9 protein-coding genes are annotated in these 17,429 nt (G+C 51.6%); 6 read left to right on the forward strand and 3 right to left on the reverse strand.

What is annotated here, in order from left to right; translation table 11 throughout:
- Positions 1 to 11 precede the first annotated feature (11 nt).
- The gene (locus GA0116948_RS09765; protein ID WP_089711550.1) at positions 12 to 1,340 is read right to left on the reverse strand and encodes a TolC family protein; all 1,329 of its coding nucleotides are present in this window, start codon (positions 1,338 to 1,340) and stop codon (positions 12 to 14) included.
- Between the two features lie 161 nt (positions 1,341 to 1,501).
- Between GA0116948_RS09765 and proB the strand changes: the two genes are divergently transcribed.
- The 4 genes from proB (at position 1,502) to GA0116948_RS09785 (ending at position 6,216) form a co-directional block, all read left to right on the forward strand.
- Complete coding sequence (proB, locus tag GA0116948_RS09770) at positions 1,502 to 2,533, forward strand: glutamate 5-kinase (RefSeq protein WP_089711552.1); 1,032 nt, start codon at positions 1,502 to 1,504, stop codon at positions 2,531 to 2,533.
- A 29-nt stretch (positions 2,534 to 2,562) separates the two neighbouring features.
- Complete coding sequence (locus GA0116948_RS09775) at positions 2,563 to 3,825, forward strand: glutamate-5-semialdehyde dehydrogenase (protein WP_089711774.1); 1,263 nt, start codon at positions 2,563 to 2,565, stop codon at positions 3,823 to 3,825.
- Between the two features lie 386 nt (positions 3,826 to 4,211).
- Positions 4,212 to 5,318: a DUF6515 family protein gene (locus tag GA0116948_RS09780; protein ID WP_089711554.1), complete on the forward strand. Its 1,107-nt coding sequence runs from the start codon at positions 4,212 to 4,214 to the stop codon at positions 5,316 to 5,318.
- Positions 5,319 to 5,460: 142 nt separating this feature from the next.
- On the forward strand, positions 5,461 to 6,216 hold the full coding sequence (locus GA0116948_RS09785) for an MBL fold metallo-hydrolase (protein ID WP_089711556.1): 756 nt from the start codon (positions 5,461 to 5,463) through the stop codon (positions 6,214 to 6,216).
- A gap of 1,086 nt (positions 6,217 to 7,302) precedes the next feature.
- Here the strand turns inward: GA0116948_RS09785 and GA0116948_RS09790 are convergent.
- Both GA0116948_RS09790 and GA0116948_RS09800 read right to left on the reverse strand, forming a co-directional pair.
- Positions 7,303 to 10,536, reverse strand: a complete 3,234-nt coding sequence (locus tag GA0116948_RS09790) for a S41 family peptidase (protein WP_089711558.1) — start codon at positions 10,534 to 10,536, stop codon at positions 7,303 to 7,305.
- A 1,459-nt stretch (positions 10,537 to 11,995) separates the two neighbouring features.
- Entirely contained in the window at positions 11,996 to 14,641 is a 2,646-nt protein-coding gene (locus tag GA0116948_RS09800; protein WP_089711563.1) for an outer membrane beta-barrel family protein, read from the reverse strand.
- A 724-nt stretch (positions 14,642 to 15,365) separates the two neighbouring features.
- On the opposite strand from GA0116948_RS09800, the gene GA0116948_RS09815 reads away from it, so the two are divergent.
- Positions 15,366 to 16,328 (forward strand): alpha/beta hydrolase, encoded by a 963-nt coding sequence (locus GA0116948_RS09815; protein ID WP_165798424.1) that lies wholly within the window; start codon positions 15,366 to 15,368, stop codon positions 16,326 to 16,328.
- Between the two features lie 48 nt (positions 16,329 to 16,376).
- A complete protein-coding gene (locus GA0116948_RS09820) occupies positions 16,377 to 17,372 on the forward strand; it encodes an alpha/beta hydrolase (RefSeq protein WP_089711571.1) in 996 nt (331 codons plus the stop codon).
- The last annotated feature ends 57 nt before the right edge of the window (positions 17,373 to 17,429 follow it).

Here is a 17,429-nt window from a genome sequence, read left to right on the forward strand (position 1 = left end):
GTGCCTTTCTTTTATAATTTGATGGGGATGCCCCGGTAAAAGTCATAAATGCGGATGCTTAATGCTGCATTGTATTTAGCCTGTATGTAGTTCTGCAAAGCTTGTACGTACAGGTTTTTTTGCAGCAGGTAATCAACGGTGTTGTATTGCCCTACCTGCAAGGCAGCGGTAGCAATGCGGTAGCTTTCCTGGGAGTAGCGCAACTGCTCTACGGCCGCATCGTACTGGCTTTGCGCCCCCTGCACGTTGATGTAGGCCTGCTCTACGTTTTGGGCCAGCGTGGTCCTGGTATTTTGTAAATCCAGTTGGGCCTGCGCAATTTCTATTTTCGATTTTTCTACGTTGGTCTTCACCACCCGCCGCGTAAAAATGGGTACGGACAAGGTGAGGCCTATTTGCTGGTAGAAGTTGTTGTCCAGTTGTTTGAGGTAGGTATAATCCGGATCGCGGGCGTAGCTGGTGGCTACATTAGCGCCGGCGGTCAGGGTGGGCAGGTAGCCTGATCGTGCCTTGGCCAAATCTAACTGCGCGGCCTGAACATTCAGTTCACTGCTCTTCACTTCCGGGCGTTGGGCCAGGGCGGTTTCCTGCGCTTGGCGCAAGGGGGTGGGCAATGCATTGGCCATCAGCGTATCGGGCGACACAATGTCGAAGGTAGAGTCGTAGGGCAGTTGCAGCAGTTGCTTCAGGTTTAGCAGGTACTGGCGGTGTTGGTTCAGGGCGTTCACCAGTTGGTAGCGGTCGTTGGCCTGCTGCGCCTGTAGTTCTGCCAGGTCGCGGAGGGCAATGCTGCCTACATTGTAACGGTCCTGGCTTTGTTTCACCTGGGCCACGGCGGTGTTGAGCAGATCCTGCTGGTAAAGGATGGTTTCTTTGGCCAGTAATATATTCAGGTAGGCAGTGGTGATATTCATGGTAATATCATTCATGCCTTGTTCAATATTGTAAGCGGCTTGTTGTAAGAGGAGTTGTTTTTGCCGGATATCGTTGTTGAGGTACTGCCCGTTAAAAATAGTGATGCCACTACTTAGGCCATAACTGCCGGAGAGCGTCCATTGCGATTCGGCGCTGCCGTCTACGCTGAATACTTTGCCATGTTGCAGGTTTTGGGTGCCGCTACCGGTAAGATTGGGCAGTTTGGCCGCCTTGGCCAGCAGCACATCCTGCTCGCCGGACCGTTGCTGCAAACGAAGGGTGTTAATGGTGATGTTATTGCGCGCTGCATAGTCCAGGCACTGTTGCAAGCTCCATTTGGCGGTATCCTGTGCTTGTAGCGGCTTACAGTAGCAGCAACAGAGGATGGTAAAAAGAAATATGCATTTGAAGGTTATATGCTTCATAATTAGTACGTGAAAAAGGAATTGAACCACAGCCAAGCACCCACAAATCATGCCGCAGGCCGCTACCAGACTGTTATTTACTGTTAACCCATCTTGCCGGGCTTACCGCCATGTAGGATGATCTTTGAATTTGTGGCTGCTTTTCAATATTTTGTACGCCCATGAATAAGCCTATACTCGTCATAAAATTTGGAACGGCCTCCATTACGGGGCCACAGGGAGAGCTGAATGCCACGATGATCGCGGAAATTGCCCGCCAGTCGGCGGCGTTGCAACCGCAATTCAACATTGTGCTGGTATCGTCTGGCGCGGTAGCGGCGGGCAGGAAGCACCTCCAATCATACAGCGGCACCATCAGCGAGCGCAAAGCGGCTGCCGCTATTGGCAATCCTATTTTGCTCCAGCAATATGCGGCGTATTTTGCCCCGTATGGCATTGCCATTGCCCAAAGCCTTTGCGAACGTACCCACTTTTCTAACCGACCGCAATTCCTGCAGCTTAAAAAAACATACGAAGAATTATGGTCTAATGGACTCATTCCTATTGCCAACGAAAACGATGTGGTGAGCGATACGGAGTTAAAGTTTTCGGACAACGATGAACTGGCCACCCTCATTGCCGTGGGTTTTGGGGCGGAGAAGCTGCTGTTTAGCACCTCTGTGGCCGGCGTGCTGGATGCCTCCGGCCAGATAGTACCCCAGATCGATGTGATAGACGAAGCGGCACTGGGATTGGCAGACACGAAAAAATCGTCGCTCGGACTGGGCGGCATGGTGTCTAAACTTACCTTTGCCCGCCTGGCCACCCGCATGGGTATTGAAGTTGTGATCTTCGGCATCAATACCCCCGACGGCATCCTGAACGCCATGGCCGGCAAGGCAGGCACCCGCTGCCTGCCCCAGCCCTGTAGCATGCCCGCCCGCAAAAAATGGCTGGCCAGCGGCAGCCTGGTAACCGGCAGGGTGCAGGTAGACAGCGGCGCCGCCACTGCCCTGCACAAGCGGCATAGCCTCTTGGCCGTAGGCATTAAAGCGGTATTGGAGCCGTTCGACTGCGGTGAAGTATTCGAAATTGTGGACCTGGAGAAAAACGTATTTGCCGTGGCCAGGGCCAAGGTAGCCTCCTCCTCGCTGCACCTCGGGCATTTGCAACAGGTGGAGGTAGCACATGCCGATGATATCGTGTTGTTGTAATGATTAAATTACCTGTTACATTTTTTACCATGGAACCTACCAGTATTCAACTGCTCCCCTTACTTGAAAACGCCCAGCAGGCAGCCACCGCGCTGCGCACGCTGGCAGATGCGCAGAAGCAGCAGCTCCTGCGCCAAGTAGCTGCCTTGCTATTACAACAAAGCGATGCCATTGTGGCGGAGAATAAAAAAGACCTGGATCGCATACCAGACAGCGATCCTAAAAAAGACCGCTTACTATTGGATGCTGCCCGCATTGCTGCGCTGGCAGACACGATGATCGATATCAGCAAGCTACCCGACCCGGCCCACCAACTGATCAGCGAAAAAAAGCTGGACAACGGCCTGCTGGTGCAAAAAAAGACGGTACCCCTGGGCGTAGTAGGAGTAATTTATGAATCGCGACCCAATGTAACTATTGATGTAGCAGGGCTTTGCCTGCGCTCCGGCAATGCCTGCCTGCTGCGCGGCGGATCGGATGCATTTTATACCAACACCATTCTCGTAGCTATTTTACAAGAGGCGCTACAAAAGCAGGGCATACATCCAGCCGCCGTGCAACTCATGCCTACCGACCGGGAACTGGTGAAGGAAATGCTGGAAGCCAACGGTTATATTGATATCATTATCCCACGTGGCTCTCAACAGTTAATACAGTTTGTACGCGATCATGCCAAGGTGCCGGTCATAGAAACCGGTGCAGGCGTATGCCATACCTACGTGGAGAAAACCGCCGATCTGGAACAGGCAGCCGCCGTGGTAACCAACGCCAAAGTATCACGCCCTTCTGCTTGCAACGCGCTGGATACGGTACTCGTGGATGCCGAGGTGGCAGCAGATTTCCTGCCCCTGCTGGCACCGCAACTGGCTGCGTACAAGGTGGAAATATTTGCCGATGAAATTGCATTACCCATTTTACAAACCGCACAATACCCTTTCCTGCAAGCCGCCGCACCCGGAGACTTTGGCAGGGAATTCCTGGACTTCAAGTGTTCTATAAAAGTGACAAGTGGCCTGGAAGCAGCGTTAGCACATATCCGCCAGCATTCTTCCAAACATTCGGAAGCCATTCTCTCAAAAGATGCTGCCGCCACCGAACGTTTCCTGCATGAGCTGGACGCCGCTGCCGTTTACGTGAACGCTTCCACGCGATTTACTGATGGAGGCGTATTTGGACTGGGCGCGGAGATTGGTATTTCTACCCAAAAACTGCACGCCCGTGGTCCTTTTGCATTGGAAAAACTGGTCACGGAAAAATGGTTTGTGTATGGCAATGGACAAGTAAGAAATTAAAGTGGGCTTAAAACGATTTTATACACCTGAAAATGCGATCGCAGCGATCGCATTTTTTTTTACCAGCGCTGATCAACGGCATTAACAGTAAATAACAATCTCTGTAGTGCTTGATTACAAAGCATTTGCAAGCGTGCAAGCCCATGGTGGAAAAAATGGGCAAATCCGGCAATGATTTTGCATATTATCACTTGCTATTAAAATTATACTATGCATCCGCCATAACTTAAAAAGCACTTAAAAACGCCTGCTTAAATGCTAAAGAAAGATTAAAATACGTTTAAGCATGTAACTTCCCTTCCTGTAGCAGGTCTTAATAAGTAGTGATCCGCATAGCATCACCGGATTACTACCACTACAAAGTGTACCGTTTAAATTTCTGTCTAATGAAAAAGTTAAATATTATCCTCAGCAGTATATTAGTGCTCTCTCTTTCCTTTACCAATGTAGATGCCCAGCGTGACGGTGGAAACCGTGGCGGGGGCGGCGGCGGCAATCGCGGCGGCGGTGGTGGCGGTGGCCGTAGTATGGGCGGCGGTGGTGGCCGTAGTTTTTCTCCGGCCCCTTCCCGTGGCGGCAATGCTGGCGGCGGCGGTGGAGGCCGTAGTTTTTCACCCGCTCCTTCCCGTGGGGGCAATTTTGGCGGCGGTGGCGGTGGCCGTAGTTTTTCACCATCACCTTCCCGTGTGGGCAATCCGGGAGGTGGTAATTTTTCTGCACCCTCCCGTGGTAATGTAGGCGGTGGCGGCGGTGGCCGTGATTTTGCCGGTGGCCGTCCAGGAGGAATGTCTTCCGTGCGCAGCTATTCGCCTCCTGCCCGTTCTTTTGCTAATAATCGTCCCCGTGGATTTTATGGGGGTGGGGGCTACTATCATGGTGGTGGTCATTTTAATGGCGGACCTGGTTATTATCACGGCTATCGCCCGTATTTTTATCCCCGTCCTTACATTTACCACCCATATTACCACCCGTTCCGCTGGTGGGGTCCTTCTATCGGATTTCACTTAAGCATTTTACCCTTGGGCTTTTTCACTATCTCTACGGGATATGGTCCGTATTATTATTACGATGGTATTTACTACCGCAATTATAATAACATCTACGAAATAGTAGATGCACCGGTAGGTTCCTTTGTACCCACCCTGCCCAGCCGCGCAGAGCAAGTGGATGTAAACGGCACCGTGTACTATTTCTTTAACGGCACGTTCTATTATCCCAGCACCGATGCCAATGGCAACCAGGGTTACGTGATTGCCGGTAAAAATGGCCACCTAGATCCGGGCGATAATGTGCAACAACAGGAACAAGCCGCCCAGGGTCAATATGACAATAATACCACTCCTACTATACCGGAACTGCCGGAAGGTTGCCGGGAAGTAACCATCAACGGGCAAACGCTTTTCCTGGCACCTGATGGGATGTACTACCAGCAGATTAACCAGGGCAACGGGGTAGAATATCAAGTTGTAGGCAAGCAATCTGCTAACAATTAAGACATCCGTGCAGTTGACAAAAGCAGTAAGGGCCTTCTCATTTTTTGAGAAGGCCTTTTTGTTTATTTATTAATGCATACAGCTATTTCCTTATTTTGATATCTTTAAATGCGTATCACCATTCAAAAGTCACTATATCTACATGCTACAATTAATACGGCACGCCACCTTATTGCTGCAACTTCATGGACAACGTTTTTTGATAGATCCTTTTCTGGGCGACCGAAACGCCTATCCACCCATACCGCAGGCCGGCAATGATATCCCCATTCCCATGCTGGACCTGCCACTGCCCCCCGCACAAATACAATCCCTCCTCATTGCTGCCGACGCGGTGATCGTTACGCACCTGCACCGCGATCATTGGGACGATGCCGCGAAGGCACTCATTTCGAAAGATAAATTGTTGCTCACGCAGCCGGAGAGTATTGCTTTGCTGCAAGCACAGGGATATACCAACGTACAAGATGTACAGGGCACAAAGCTGGGCGCAGTACAGTTGTTCCGCACCAGCGGCCAGCATGGAACCGGCGCCGTAGGTCAGCGCATGGGTGCCGTATCGGGCGTAATTTTTAAAACACCGGAAATGACGGTGTATTTGGCCGGCGATACCATTTGGTGTCCCGAAGTGGCTGCCGCCATTACGTTGTACCAACCCGATTATATTATTGTGAATGCAGGCGCTGCACAATTCCTGGAAGGCGGCCCTATTACCATGACGGCGGAAGATATTCTTGCTGTAACGCAAGCCGCACCACAAGCCCACGTCATTGCCGTGCACATGGATACGGTGAATCATTGTTTTTTGACCCGGGAGATTTTACGGGAGTATTTGCTGGAGCAGGATCTGGTGGAGCAGGTGCTGGTGCCGGATGATGGGGAGGAGATTGTGTTGTAGCAAGCTTTGTTTGTTTTTGTGGTGGTTTTATCAGCGCATGTTTTCCGGTGTTGTTTTCTGGTGTTGTTTTCCGGTGTTGTTTCCCGGCGTGCGCCGGGAGGGGCATTCCGCTGCCGCGGGGGCCTTCTTTTTTGCTGGTGCAAAAAAGAAGCAAATGAGCGTAAGCGAATTCATAAGGCCCCGTAAAAAATAAAAATGACCCGAATAAAAAAGCACCTGGCGGCTGCGGAAAATGGCTGAAATTTACGGCGCTCCGCTACGGCAAACGAAGCTTACTATTAAGCGGAGGGATTTCTATTTTGCGAAGGTGCGCTTGGGCTTTTGTACTACCCTCTACCCGTTTGCCGCTTTACGCTCCACACCGTAAATTTCTTTACGCCATTTTCCTAAGGCCGCTAAATCTTTGCATACTATCTACTTCCATCTTGCTTACATTTTTTTTAATAATTATTCTACTCAAATCCGCCATGGTGGCTTTATAATATCGAATTTATTAAAGGGAATGGTATGCGAAGACTTTGCAGTGATGAAGATTGAAGGGAATGGTATGCGAAGACTTTGCAGTGATGAAGATTGAAGGGAATGGTATGTGAAGACTTGCGGCCTTAGGAAAATGGCGTTCAGGAATTTACGCAATGGAGCGTAAAGCGGCAAACGGGCCGAGGGTAGTACAGAAGCCCAAGCGCACCATCGCAAAATAGAAATCCCGCCGCTTAATAGTTAGCTCGTTTGCCGTAGCGTAATGGAGTAAATTTCAGCCATTTTCCGCAGCCGCCAGGTGCTTTTTGCTACTTTTTGCACCAGCAAAAAGTAGGCCCCCGCGGCAGCGGCACCCCTCCCGGCGCATGCCGGAAAACAGCTGTCATCTTCTCAAATCCCCCTTCAAGCGCAGCGGAGATCTACGCGAAGCATCTGGTATGTTAAAGGAAGTAAATCCTTCAAATGGTTAATGGCCGTAATAAAAAATTATTTAACCCTATTCACTGATTTTGAAGCAGGACTTATATCCAAATTATGAATTGCTCCAAAAAACAAAAAGGCACCACTTTGCAGTGGCGCCCCTTCTATTTAATCTAAAAACAACTCCTATTTTATTTCCTGCAACATCTCTTTTACGGCTGCTTCCAGTTGGGGATCTTTCCCTTCCAGGAAGTCGTTGTAAGGCAGGGGTACGCGGATGTCGGGTTCTACTTGCAGGTTCTCCGTGGGGCGGCCTTCTTTGCCGATGGTGGCTACCATGGGGATACCAAATACGATGGTTGGATCTATCTGGGTTTCCCACCATACGGCTGTGCCAGTGCCAGCTACGGGCATACCAATAAGCTTACCTACCCCATTCTGTTTGTACACATAAGGGAATATGAAGGCATCGCTGTAGTTACCCTGGCTGATCAACACGCAACTTGGCTGCTGCCAGCGGTTCATAGGTTCTCCGCCTTTTAGCAGGTCGCCCTGCGGGGCGAAGGACAGGTATTTTTTGCCGCTCAGGAAGGTGTTCAGGTCATCATGCAGCCATCCGCCCCCGTTAAAGCGGGTGTCGATGATGAGGGCTTGCTTGTTGCGGTTGCGCCCCATGGCTTCGTCGAACACGGCGCGGAAACTGGCGTCGTTCATGGCGCGTACATGGATATAACCTACTTTGCCGCCACTGAGTTTTTCTACGATGGCCCGCTGCCGGTTTACCCAACGTTTGTAAAGCAACTCGCTCTCTTCGCCTACCGTGACCGGTTTTACGGTTTCAAACCAGCGGGTGCCGGTAGCAGGATTGTACAGGGCTACCAGCGTGTTTTTGCCAGCCTTGCGGTTCAGTAGCTGGGCCCAGTCGGGGGCATCGGCTATTGGCTGTCCATCGATCTGCTCTATGATGTCGCCCTTTTTCACTTTACTGCTGGCCTTATCGAAAGGTCCACCTTCCATCACATCCGTAATCAGGAGGCCTTTGCTGGCACCGTTTTCGTCGTAGAAAAGTCCCAGGCTGGCGGTGGCATCGCCATCGGGCCGTACCGGTGAATAACGGCCACCCGTATGCGATCCGTTCAGCTCTCCGAGTAGTTCGCTCAGTAGTTCCTGGAAGTCGTAGTTGTTATTGATGTAGGGCAGGAAACGCGCGTAATTATCGCGGTACATTTCCCAATCGATGCCATGAATGTTGGGATCGTAGAATTTCTCCTTCACCTGGCGCCAGGCGTGTTCAAATATATAGGCGCGTTCTTCGGCAGCATTCAACACCATTTCCGCATTGGTAGCAATGGGGGTTATCTTGCCCGATTCTACATCTACTTTTACCAACGAACCGTGGTTGCTGGCGTAGAGGGTTTTGCCGTCTTTGCTCAGTGCAAGGCTGGTGCCGGTGCCACCCAATTTGGCGAGGATTTTTGTTTCATGCGTACGCGGCTCGGTGACCCATAGGTCGAAGCCTTTCTCAAAAGCGGCCAGGTAAAAAACTTTACTGGCATCTTTATTCAGCACATAATCGCTGATGCTGGCGCTGTTGATGGTGAAACGCAATTGGCGGTCGTCCAGGTGTTCCAGATCCAGCGGTGTACTCTTTTTAGCGGTGGTATCCGTTTTCACTTTACGGAGGGAATCGGCGTTGCCGGATTTTTTGGCCTGCTCTTCTTTTTCCAACAGCAGGTTAAATTCATCTTTGGATAAATTGAACCGGTCGTAGGCCTCTTTATCAAAAAATGCGGCGTAAATATCTACTTCGCGGCTGCCCTGGATGGCCAGGGATTTACGGCCTTCGCGGGCGCTTTCCCAGGTTAGTACTTTACCATCGGCACTCCACTTGGCATTGCCTTCTCCAAAGCCACTGTTTACTGGGTAATTGATGCTGCCTTTGCCGTCTGCGGGAATGAGGGCGGCATTGCTGTTGCCAAAGCGATCCTGCTGGTCATCGGCCAGCAGCCACTTACCATCGGGACTCCAACTGAAATCCCAATCGCCATCGGAGTAAGAGTGATTATGTCCTTTGGGCAATACAGTGCGGGTTTGTTTGCTGGCCAGGTTGTACACGCGCAGTACGTTGCGGTCTTCCACATAGGCCAGTTCCTTGCCATCCGGCGAAAACGAAGGTTGAAATTCTTCCGCTTTGGTGGCAATAAGCGGTTCTTCGTGGATCACCGTGGAGGCATAAAAATAAGGCTCATCGGCGCGGGCCAGGGTAGCACGATAGATATCCCAGTTGTGCCGGCGCTCTGCCGCATAGACCAACGACTTCCCATCAGGGCTCCAGGCCACCATGCGCTCCTGTTGCGGCGTGTTGGTAATCCTTTTGGTGAGCGAACCTTCTACGTTGGTCACATACACTTCTCCCCGCGATACGAAGGCGATCTCTTTGCCATTAGGACTCAACGCAAATTCGGTAAGGTTGCCGGTCACGGGAATGTTTTTCTCTACCATATCACCGCCATCGTTCTGCACCCGGATGGATAGCTTCTGTGGCTGGGCACCGGGTTGAAGCGTGTATACTTCCCCGTTATAGGTGAAACATATTGTGTTGTTGGCGGATACCGACAAGTCACGCACAGGATGTTTATCGAAGTGGGTGAGCTGTGTTATTTTGCTGGTATCGGCGAGGGATACTTTATAGATGTTTTGGGAAATGCCATTGCGTTCGCTCAGGTAATACGCGCTTTCCTTGCCGGAAAATACCGGCTCCCGGTCTTCCCCCGCATAAGAAGATATCTGCGTGTAGGATTTTTTATTCAGGTCGTACACCCAGATATCACGGGTTACGGCGGAAAGGTGATGTTTGCGGTAGGCATCTTCATAGCCCTTGCGGTCTTGGAAAATCACCTGGGTGCCGCTGGCATTGTAATGCGCCAGTTCCGCACCGGCAGCGCTGAGCAACTGCGGACTGCCCCCCGTTACCGGCACGGTGTACAGGTTGTTGAAGATACGGTTGTTGAAACGGATGCTGGCCGCCGTAGTGGTACGCGGACTGCCAAATAACACGGCTTTATTATCCGGGGTAAAGTCGTAGGGGTAATCCGGCATACTGTTGTAGGTGAGCCGCTTGGGCGTACCGCCGGTTACCGGGATGACAAATACATCGAAGTTGCCAAAACGATCGCTGGCAAAGGCGATGCTTTTACCATCGTGGCTCCACACGGGTGTCATGTCCATGGCGGGATGTACGGTAAGAGGTACAGCGGTGCCACCAGCTACCGGCACCAAATAGATGTCTCCTTTGAAGCCTACGGCAATGGTTTGACCATCGGGGGAAATGGCGGGGTGGCGCAGCCACAGCGCGTTATCCTGGGCATAGGCACCCGTGGCTATGGCCCATCCGGCCAGTAGCAATATTACTTTTTTCATGAGCGGTTTTGAGCAAGATTTTAGTTGACTGTATTGGGTAAGTCGTAAATCTATTGTTTTGTGTTAGAAATAGGAGGGGTTTTGGGATGAGTGGTGATGGGAATTTTGTTTGTGGGGAGAGAGGGGTTATGGAGATTATCTTGTGGGGGTTTTTCTTTGGGGAGATTATCCACATACTTTGTGGGTAATCCGGCTTGCGCCGGGAGTTACATTCCGCTGCCGCGGGGGCCTTCTTTTTTGCTGGTGCAAAAAAGAAGCAAAAAAGCACCTGCGGCTGCGGAAAATGGCTAAAATTTACTGCGCTTCGCTACGGCAAACGAAGCTTACTATTTAGCGTTTCGTTTTCTATTTTGCGATAGTGCGGCTGGGCCGCTGTTCTTTCTTCTGCCCGTTTGCCGCTTTACGCTCCACTGCGTAAATTTCTTGACGCCATTTTCCTAAGGCCGCTAAATGCTTTGCATACTAGCGGCTTCCATCTTGCTGCTATCCTGCATCAACATGAATCCTTTGAAATCCGGCATGGTGGCTCCGCTGCATTTGTTCCCCTTTGAAGGGGGTAGGGGGATGACCTTCGCGCTTATCACGCGCACTGATCATCCGCTTTGATCTTTTCTATTTATTTAAATACTAACGTTTCGATACAGCAGACAACCTGTTGATATATAAAAAAAAGTTATCCACTTTCTCAGAATTTTTATGCTGATCATTTTATCTTTTTACAACTCCCCATGAATTTTCTTACGCTTATTTGCTACGCTATGTACCAGCAAGATGATAAGTCTTCGCAGCCTCGGAATACATCTCCTGGTGTATACTGCATGCACTTTATTGATGGTAGCGGCTGATATATGCGTGATAGGCGCGAAGGTCATCCCCCTACCCCCTTCAAAAGGGAACAAATGCAGCGGAGCCACCATGCCGGATTTCAAAGGATTCATGTTGATGCAGGATAGCAGCAAGATGGAAGCCGCTAGTATGCAAAGCATTTAGCGGCCTTAGGAAAATGGCGTGAAGAAATTTACGCAGCGGAGCGTAAAGCGGCAAACGGGCAGAAGATAGCACAGCAGCCCAAGCGCACATTCGCTCAATAGAAATCCAACGCTTAATAGTAAGCTTCGTTTGCCGTAGCGAAGCGCAGTAAATTTTAGCCATTTTCCGCAGCCGCAGGTGCTTTTTTATTCGGGTCATTTTTATTTTTTACGGGGCCTTATGAATTCGCTTACGCTCATTTGCTTCTTTTTTGCACCAGCAAAAAAGAAGGCCCCCGCGGCAGCGGAATACCCTCCCGGCGCAAGCCGGATTACCACAAAAGATGTTAGCGGAGGATAATGAAAAACATTTTATGTAACTCCAGGTTACTGCTTTTGCACCAGCAAAAAAGAAGGCCCCCGCGGCAGCGGAATGTAACTCCCGGCGCAAGCCGAAGCCATAGCAATTAGGCTCCGCTACAGCCTCCCCCTTACTGCCCCATAGAAGCCCCCTGCATGCCCTCTCCTTGCATCTTCATGTTCTTGCGCTTAAATACGGCGGTGTCGATTTTACCAAAGCGGTAGGTGAAGTTCAGCTTCACGAGCTGGGGGTTGGCCAGGCGGGCGTAGTTCTGAACGAAGTACTCGCTTTGGGAAAATTGGCTGTTTAAACGGGTGCGGAAGATGTCACTGATACTAAGCGTTACCGCTGCGGCATTGTTTTTCAGGAAGGTTTTCTTCACGGCGGCGTCCATGCCCCAGAAGGAACGGATGTAACCCTGGGAAGCACTTTGCGCGGAGCTGGGCGGGCCAAACTGCTGCTGGTTGTTGTTGATAGGCAGGTTAGTCTTGGACTGGTAGTCGGCCGATATTTGTACGGAAAAGTTCTTCGGCAATTTCACATTGCTGTTGAATTTACCAAACCAGCTCCACATCGCATCCTGTTCTACAGAGGCCAGGCTGTCGGGGGCGTTGATCTTGCCGTTGTACACGTTCACATTGGTGGTGATGTCCAGCCACTTGGTCACGGGGTTTGTGGAGGTAAATTCTGCACCGGTGGTGTAGCTGGAACTGGCGTTGATGTAGGTATTGATGATATCACTTTTGCCAGTGCCGGGGTTGATGCCAGCTTGCAGGTAGCGGGTGATCAGGTCGTTGGTATGTTTGTAATACAAGGAAAAAAGGATGTTGTGGTTTCCCTTGAACGTCTTGCTGTAAGAGCCTTCCACGCTGTTGGTAAATTCCGGCACCAGGTCGGGATTACCACGGGTGATATTGAGGCTGTCGGTGAAATCGGTGTACGGGATCAACTGGAAGAAATTGGGCCGGTTCACGCGGCGGGTGTAACTCAGTTGCAACTCCTGGTCGTGTTTCAGTTTCTGGCTCAGGAACACGGAGGGAAACAGGCTAATGGGATAGCGGTTACTGAATTTTTGACCGGTGTTAGTGAGCTTACCATCGTAGTTAGAACTTTCTCCCCGCAGGCCCAGTTGGTAGCCGAAGTTCCCGAATCCACTGGTTACGGATGCATAGGCGGCGTACACGTTGTCGTGGTTCTTATAATCGCTGGTGGCGCCGGCCAGGAGTACGGGGGTGCCCATGCCGTTGTATTGCACGTAGGTATCGTTATAGTTTTCGGTGTTGCGTATCTGTGCGCGCAAACCTGCTTCCAGCTTGGTTTTGGCGGTAAATGGCTTTACGTAGTCCGTCTGTATGGTGAGGAACTTATTTTTGCCGGTGCCTATTTGCTGCTGCAACTGGGTGCCGTCGAGGGTGTGGGAAGCATCGTAGTAATTGGTATTATAATCTGCGTTGAACTTGCTGCGGCCGGAAAAATAGTTAAGGTCTGCCGTCCACTCCTCTCCTTCTTTGGCGAAAGAATGTTTGAAGCCTGCTTGCAGGCCGTTGGCATTGAACTCGCGGGCGCTGTGGGTGAGGCGCTGGCTGAAGTTGTTCACCGTACCGCTGGGCAGCAGGCTGTCGGTGTTGATGTCGATCACCTCTCCTGGTTTAAACTTGCCATGCACTTTAATGCCGGCGATGGAAAAGGAGGTATGGTTGGTGGCAAAATAATCCAGGCCCAGGTTACCGAAAACAAACTGGCCGTTGGTCTTGTTGTTATTTTCCTGGTCTATGTGTACAGCAGTATCGCCAAAGTTGGTCCGGTCGGTGGTGCCGGTAGTTTTGTTGCGCATGGCATTGACCATGGCCGTGGCGGTGACGTTAAATTTACCCTGGCGCACGTTAAAACTACCGCCTCCGTTGTAGCCGCCGCGGATATCTGCCCCGGCCATGACGTTGCCGTTATAGCCGGTCTTGCGGTTCTTTTTAAGGATGATGTTGAGGATGCCCGCATTACCGCCAGAAGCGTCGTACTTGGCGGAAGGGTTGGTGATCACCTCCACGCTTTCGATGGCGTCTGCCGGGATCTGGTCCAGGGAAAGGGTGGTGGGACGACCTTCTACGTAGATCTGGGGAACGGCGTTGCGCAGTTTCACATTGCCATCAATATCCACCTGCACGGAAGGCACATTGCGCATCACGTCTACCGCGGTACCGCCTACGCTCACGATGTTTTTTTCTACGTTGAACACCTTTTTGTCGATGTCCATTTGCATGAGTGGCTTACTGCCGGTTACAGTAACGCCCTCCAGGGTATGGCTGTCGGTTTCCATTTTGATGACGCCCAGGTCTTTTTCAAACTGGCTGAGTGCATCGCTGGCGGCGGCCATGGCCTTGGCAGGGTCCTGGGGGGCCTTCATCCCGCCGGCGGGCATTTTTAACTGGAAGGCCACCGGCAGTTCTATGGTTTTGTAACCGATGAGGGAGATCTTCAGTTTCATGGGCGGCCCCATGATGGGCAGCTCTTCAAAGGAAAACTCGCCTTTGCCGGTGGTATTAACGCCTTTAAACAGGAAATCTTTTCTCTTTTTGGTGATGGAATCGTAGCGGTTTTGCAGGAGGATGACGGCCACTTCAGGAACGGGTTTGCCGTCCTGGTCTACCACGCGGCCAAATACATGGCCTATCTTGGGCGGCGCCTGCGCCCCTTTGCCCCCGCCGGGCAAGGCGCCAAATTGCGCGAACGCAGCGTAACAGATCAAGAGCATGCCAAGCAGCAACGACAATCTTTTCATATAGGTCTTTTACTTACAGCGCCAAAGTTAGTACGCCATTTTTGTAAACCCCATGGGAAATAGAGGATAGGTAAAAATGTAACGACGAAAGGCAGGAATGATCCAGCCCTTTACGTCGCTTGGACACAATAGGCCTTTTATGCCCCGCCTGACAGCCCTATACACCCCGTCAACAGCCCCCTGCGCCCGCTCATCCCGCGGAAAGGCCTTAGCCACCGGGGTATTGCATATTATTTCGTAATTAACGTTCAGAATGGTAAATTTGGGGCGCCGATTCTCCAACCAGACGGAAGTAAAGGTTACACTCAGCACTTTGCCGGTGGTTGGAACAAGGAAGCAAGCGATCTGCCAACAAGCCGGGCCGGCAATATTTGGATAAATTTCAACGTTATGCTGAACTTATGTTTCCAGTGGCCCACCGCCACAGGAACGATCCAATCACCACCTTCCCACTGGCTTTTCCCTTTACATCCCGCTTTGGCGGTCATGTGCAGGCGGCAAGATCATCATCAACACCGATTTTAATTTTTGTTAGTAAATAGAAACACACATGGAACAAGGGCCGGCTTTTTAGCTGGCCCTTTAGTTTTTAAATCCCCTACCGCGGGCTGCTACATTTTAGCATCCGGCGGCGTATGATGCTGCGTATAAAGGGTTTTTGCCGTATCTTCATCCCCGAACAAACCACGACACAATGTATCCTAAAACCTGTGCATTGCTGTTCATGCTTTGCACATCCCTGAAAATCCATGCACAAATTTTTGACACCCCGCTGTACACCACCGGCATCCCTAATGCTACCGGCCATTATACAGCAGATTCCTGGACCAAAGATTACAGCGAAGTAAGGATGGTATCCAAACCCTACATGCTGATCCTCTCGCCGAAACAACACAAGATGCTCACCAGCGCCGTGATTATTTTCCCGGGCGGCGGTTATAGCAGCGAGGTGTTTGAACGCGAGGGCAAAGCCATTGGGATGGAACTGGTAAAGCAAAACGTAACAGCCTTTATTGTGCGCTACCGCCTGCCGGATAGCGCTACGATGCTAAACCCCGCCATTGGCCCCATACAGGACGCCCAACAGGCAGTGCAACTGGTACGCGCGGAGGCCAAAAACCTGCTGCTGGACCCAGACCGCATTGGGGTGATGGGCTTCTCTGCCGGCGGACACCTGGCTGCCATGGCCGGTACCCAGTTCGATTCGGTGTATGCCCCCCGCCTGGATGGCAGCAGCGTGCGCCCCGATTTTATGATACTGGTATACCCTGTGATCAGTATGAAAGACCCGCTGGCACATGCCGATTCGCGGAAAAGATTGCTGGGGGCCTCGCCTTCGGAGGCGCTGGAGGCGCAGTTCTCCAACGAATTGCATGTTACGGATAAAACGCCGCCCACCTATCTCATTTATGCGAAGGACGATGACATGGTATCGCCGCGCAACAGTACGGTGTTTTACCAGCAATTAAAAATGCATGGGGTAGATGCCCACATCGAAGCGCTGGAACACGGCGGGCATGGGTTTGCCGGGAGGATACCCGCGGAGCAGTGGATGAAGAACCTGTTTGCCTGGATGCGGCAAAGCGGGTGGATACTGGACATGGCACCGGAAGACTTAGAGCCGGATGCAGCCCCCACCCCACCCCAGGTACCGGCTACTACACCGGCCAAGGAAGTGGCGCTGTAGGGAGCGCTGGCTATTTTACGTATCTTCATTTTCTAAAACCCTATTTTCATGCAACTCCAATCCGGTGCATGGCTGTTACTGCTATGCACATCCCTGCACCTCCACGCACAAGGTTTTGACACGCCCCTGTATGAAGCCGGCATCCCTAATTCTACCGGGCATTTTACGGACGAGACCTGGAGTAATAACTACGCCCAGGTTAGGCAGGTGTCCAAACCATACCTGCTTATCCTCACCCCCAAACAACACAAACTGCGCACCAGCGCGGTGATTATTTTTCCCGGCGATGGGTATAACTATGAGGAGTATGAACGCGAAGGCAAGGCCATTGGCATGGAGCTGGTGAAACAGAATGTTACGGCGTTTATTGTGCGGTATCGCCTGCCCGACAGCACTACGATGAAAGACCCCAGCATTGGCCCCATCCAGGATGCACAGCAAGCCATTCAACTGGCCCGTTCGGCTGCCAAAGACCTGCTGGTGGACCCAGACCGCATTGGGGTGATGGGCTTCTCCGCGGGTGGACACCTGGCCGCCATGGCCGGCACCCAGTTCGATACTGCGTACGTACCCCGCATGAACAACAACAGCGTGCGACCAGATTTTATGATCCTGGTATGCCCGGTGATCAGTATGAAAGACCCATTGGCACCCGCCGCCACGCGGGAGCGACTGCTGGGCACCGCGCCCACGGCGGCGCTAGAGGCGCAGTTTTCCAATGAACTCCATGTTACGGATCAAACACCGCCTACTTACCTGATCTATGCGAAGAACGATTCGATCGTATCGCCGCGCAACAGTATCGTGTTTTACAATCAACTGAAAATGCATGGGGTGGATGCCCACATAGAAGGACTGGATAATGTAGGCCATGCATTTGCCGGTACCATCCCTACGGAACAGTGGACGAAGAACCTGTTTGCCTGGATGCGGCAAAGCGGGTGGATACTGGATATGGCACCGGAGGATATAGAGCCAGAGTACACCCCCAGCGCACCCGCCGTGGTGCCAGCCACGATTTCGGCGAAGGAGGTGGCGCTGTAGTTTTTTGATTTTCGCATTCGTACGCCTACATTGCCCGTGGACTATCCCCCACGGGCT

It is taken from the genome of Chitinophaga costaii, from assembly GCF_900094705.1.
GTDB classification, from domain to species: Bacteria; Bacteroidota; Bacteroidia; order Chitinophagales; family Chitinophagaceae; genus Chitinophaga; species Chitinophaga costaii.

Excerpts from the sequence above, each read along its gene's own strand:
- GA0116948_RS09765 (WP_089711550.1), bottom strand. The coding sequence starts at position 1,340 with ATGAAGCATATAACCTTCAAATGCATATTTCTTTTTACCATCCTCTGT.
- GA0116948_RS09785 (WP_089711556.1), top strand. The coding sequence starts at position 5,461 with ATGCTACAATTAATACGGCACGCCACCTTATTGCTGCAACTTCATGGA.
- GA0116948_RS09820 (WP_089711571.1), top strand. The coding sequence starts at position 16,377 with ATGCAACTCCAATCCGGTGCATGGCTGTTACTGCTATGCACATCCCTG.
- GA0116948_RS09800 (WP_089711563.1), bottom strand. The coding sequence starts at position 14,641 with ATGAAAAGATTGTCGTTGCTGCTTGGCATGCTCTTGATCTGTTACGCT.
- GA0116948_RS09815 (WP_165798424.1), top strand. The coding sequence starts at position 15,366 with ATGCTTTGCACATCCCTGAAAATCCATGCACAAATTTTTGACACCCCG.
- GA0116948_RS09790 (WP_089711558.1), bottom strand. The coding sequence starts at position 10,536 with ATGAAAAAAGTAATATTGCTACTGGCCGGATGGGCCATAGCCACGGGT.
- GA0116948_RS09780 (WP_089711554.1), top strand. The coding sequence starts at position 4,212 with ATGAAAAAGTTAAATATTATCCTCAGCAGTATATTAGTGCTCTCTCTT.
- GA0116948_RS09775 (WP_089711774.1), top strand. The coding sequence starts at position 2,563 with ATGGAACCTACCAGTATTCAACTGCTCCCCTTACTTGAAAACGCCCAG.
- proB (WP_089711552.1), top strand. The coding sequence starts at position 1,502 with ATGAATAAGCCTATACTCGTCATAAAATTTGGAACGGCCTCCATTACG.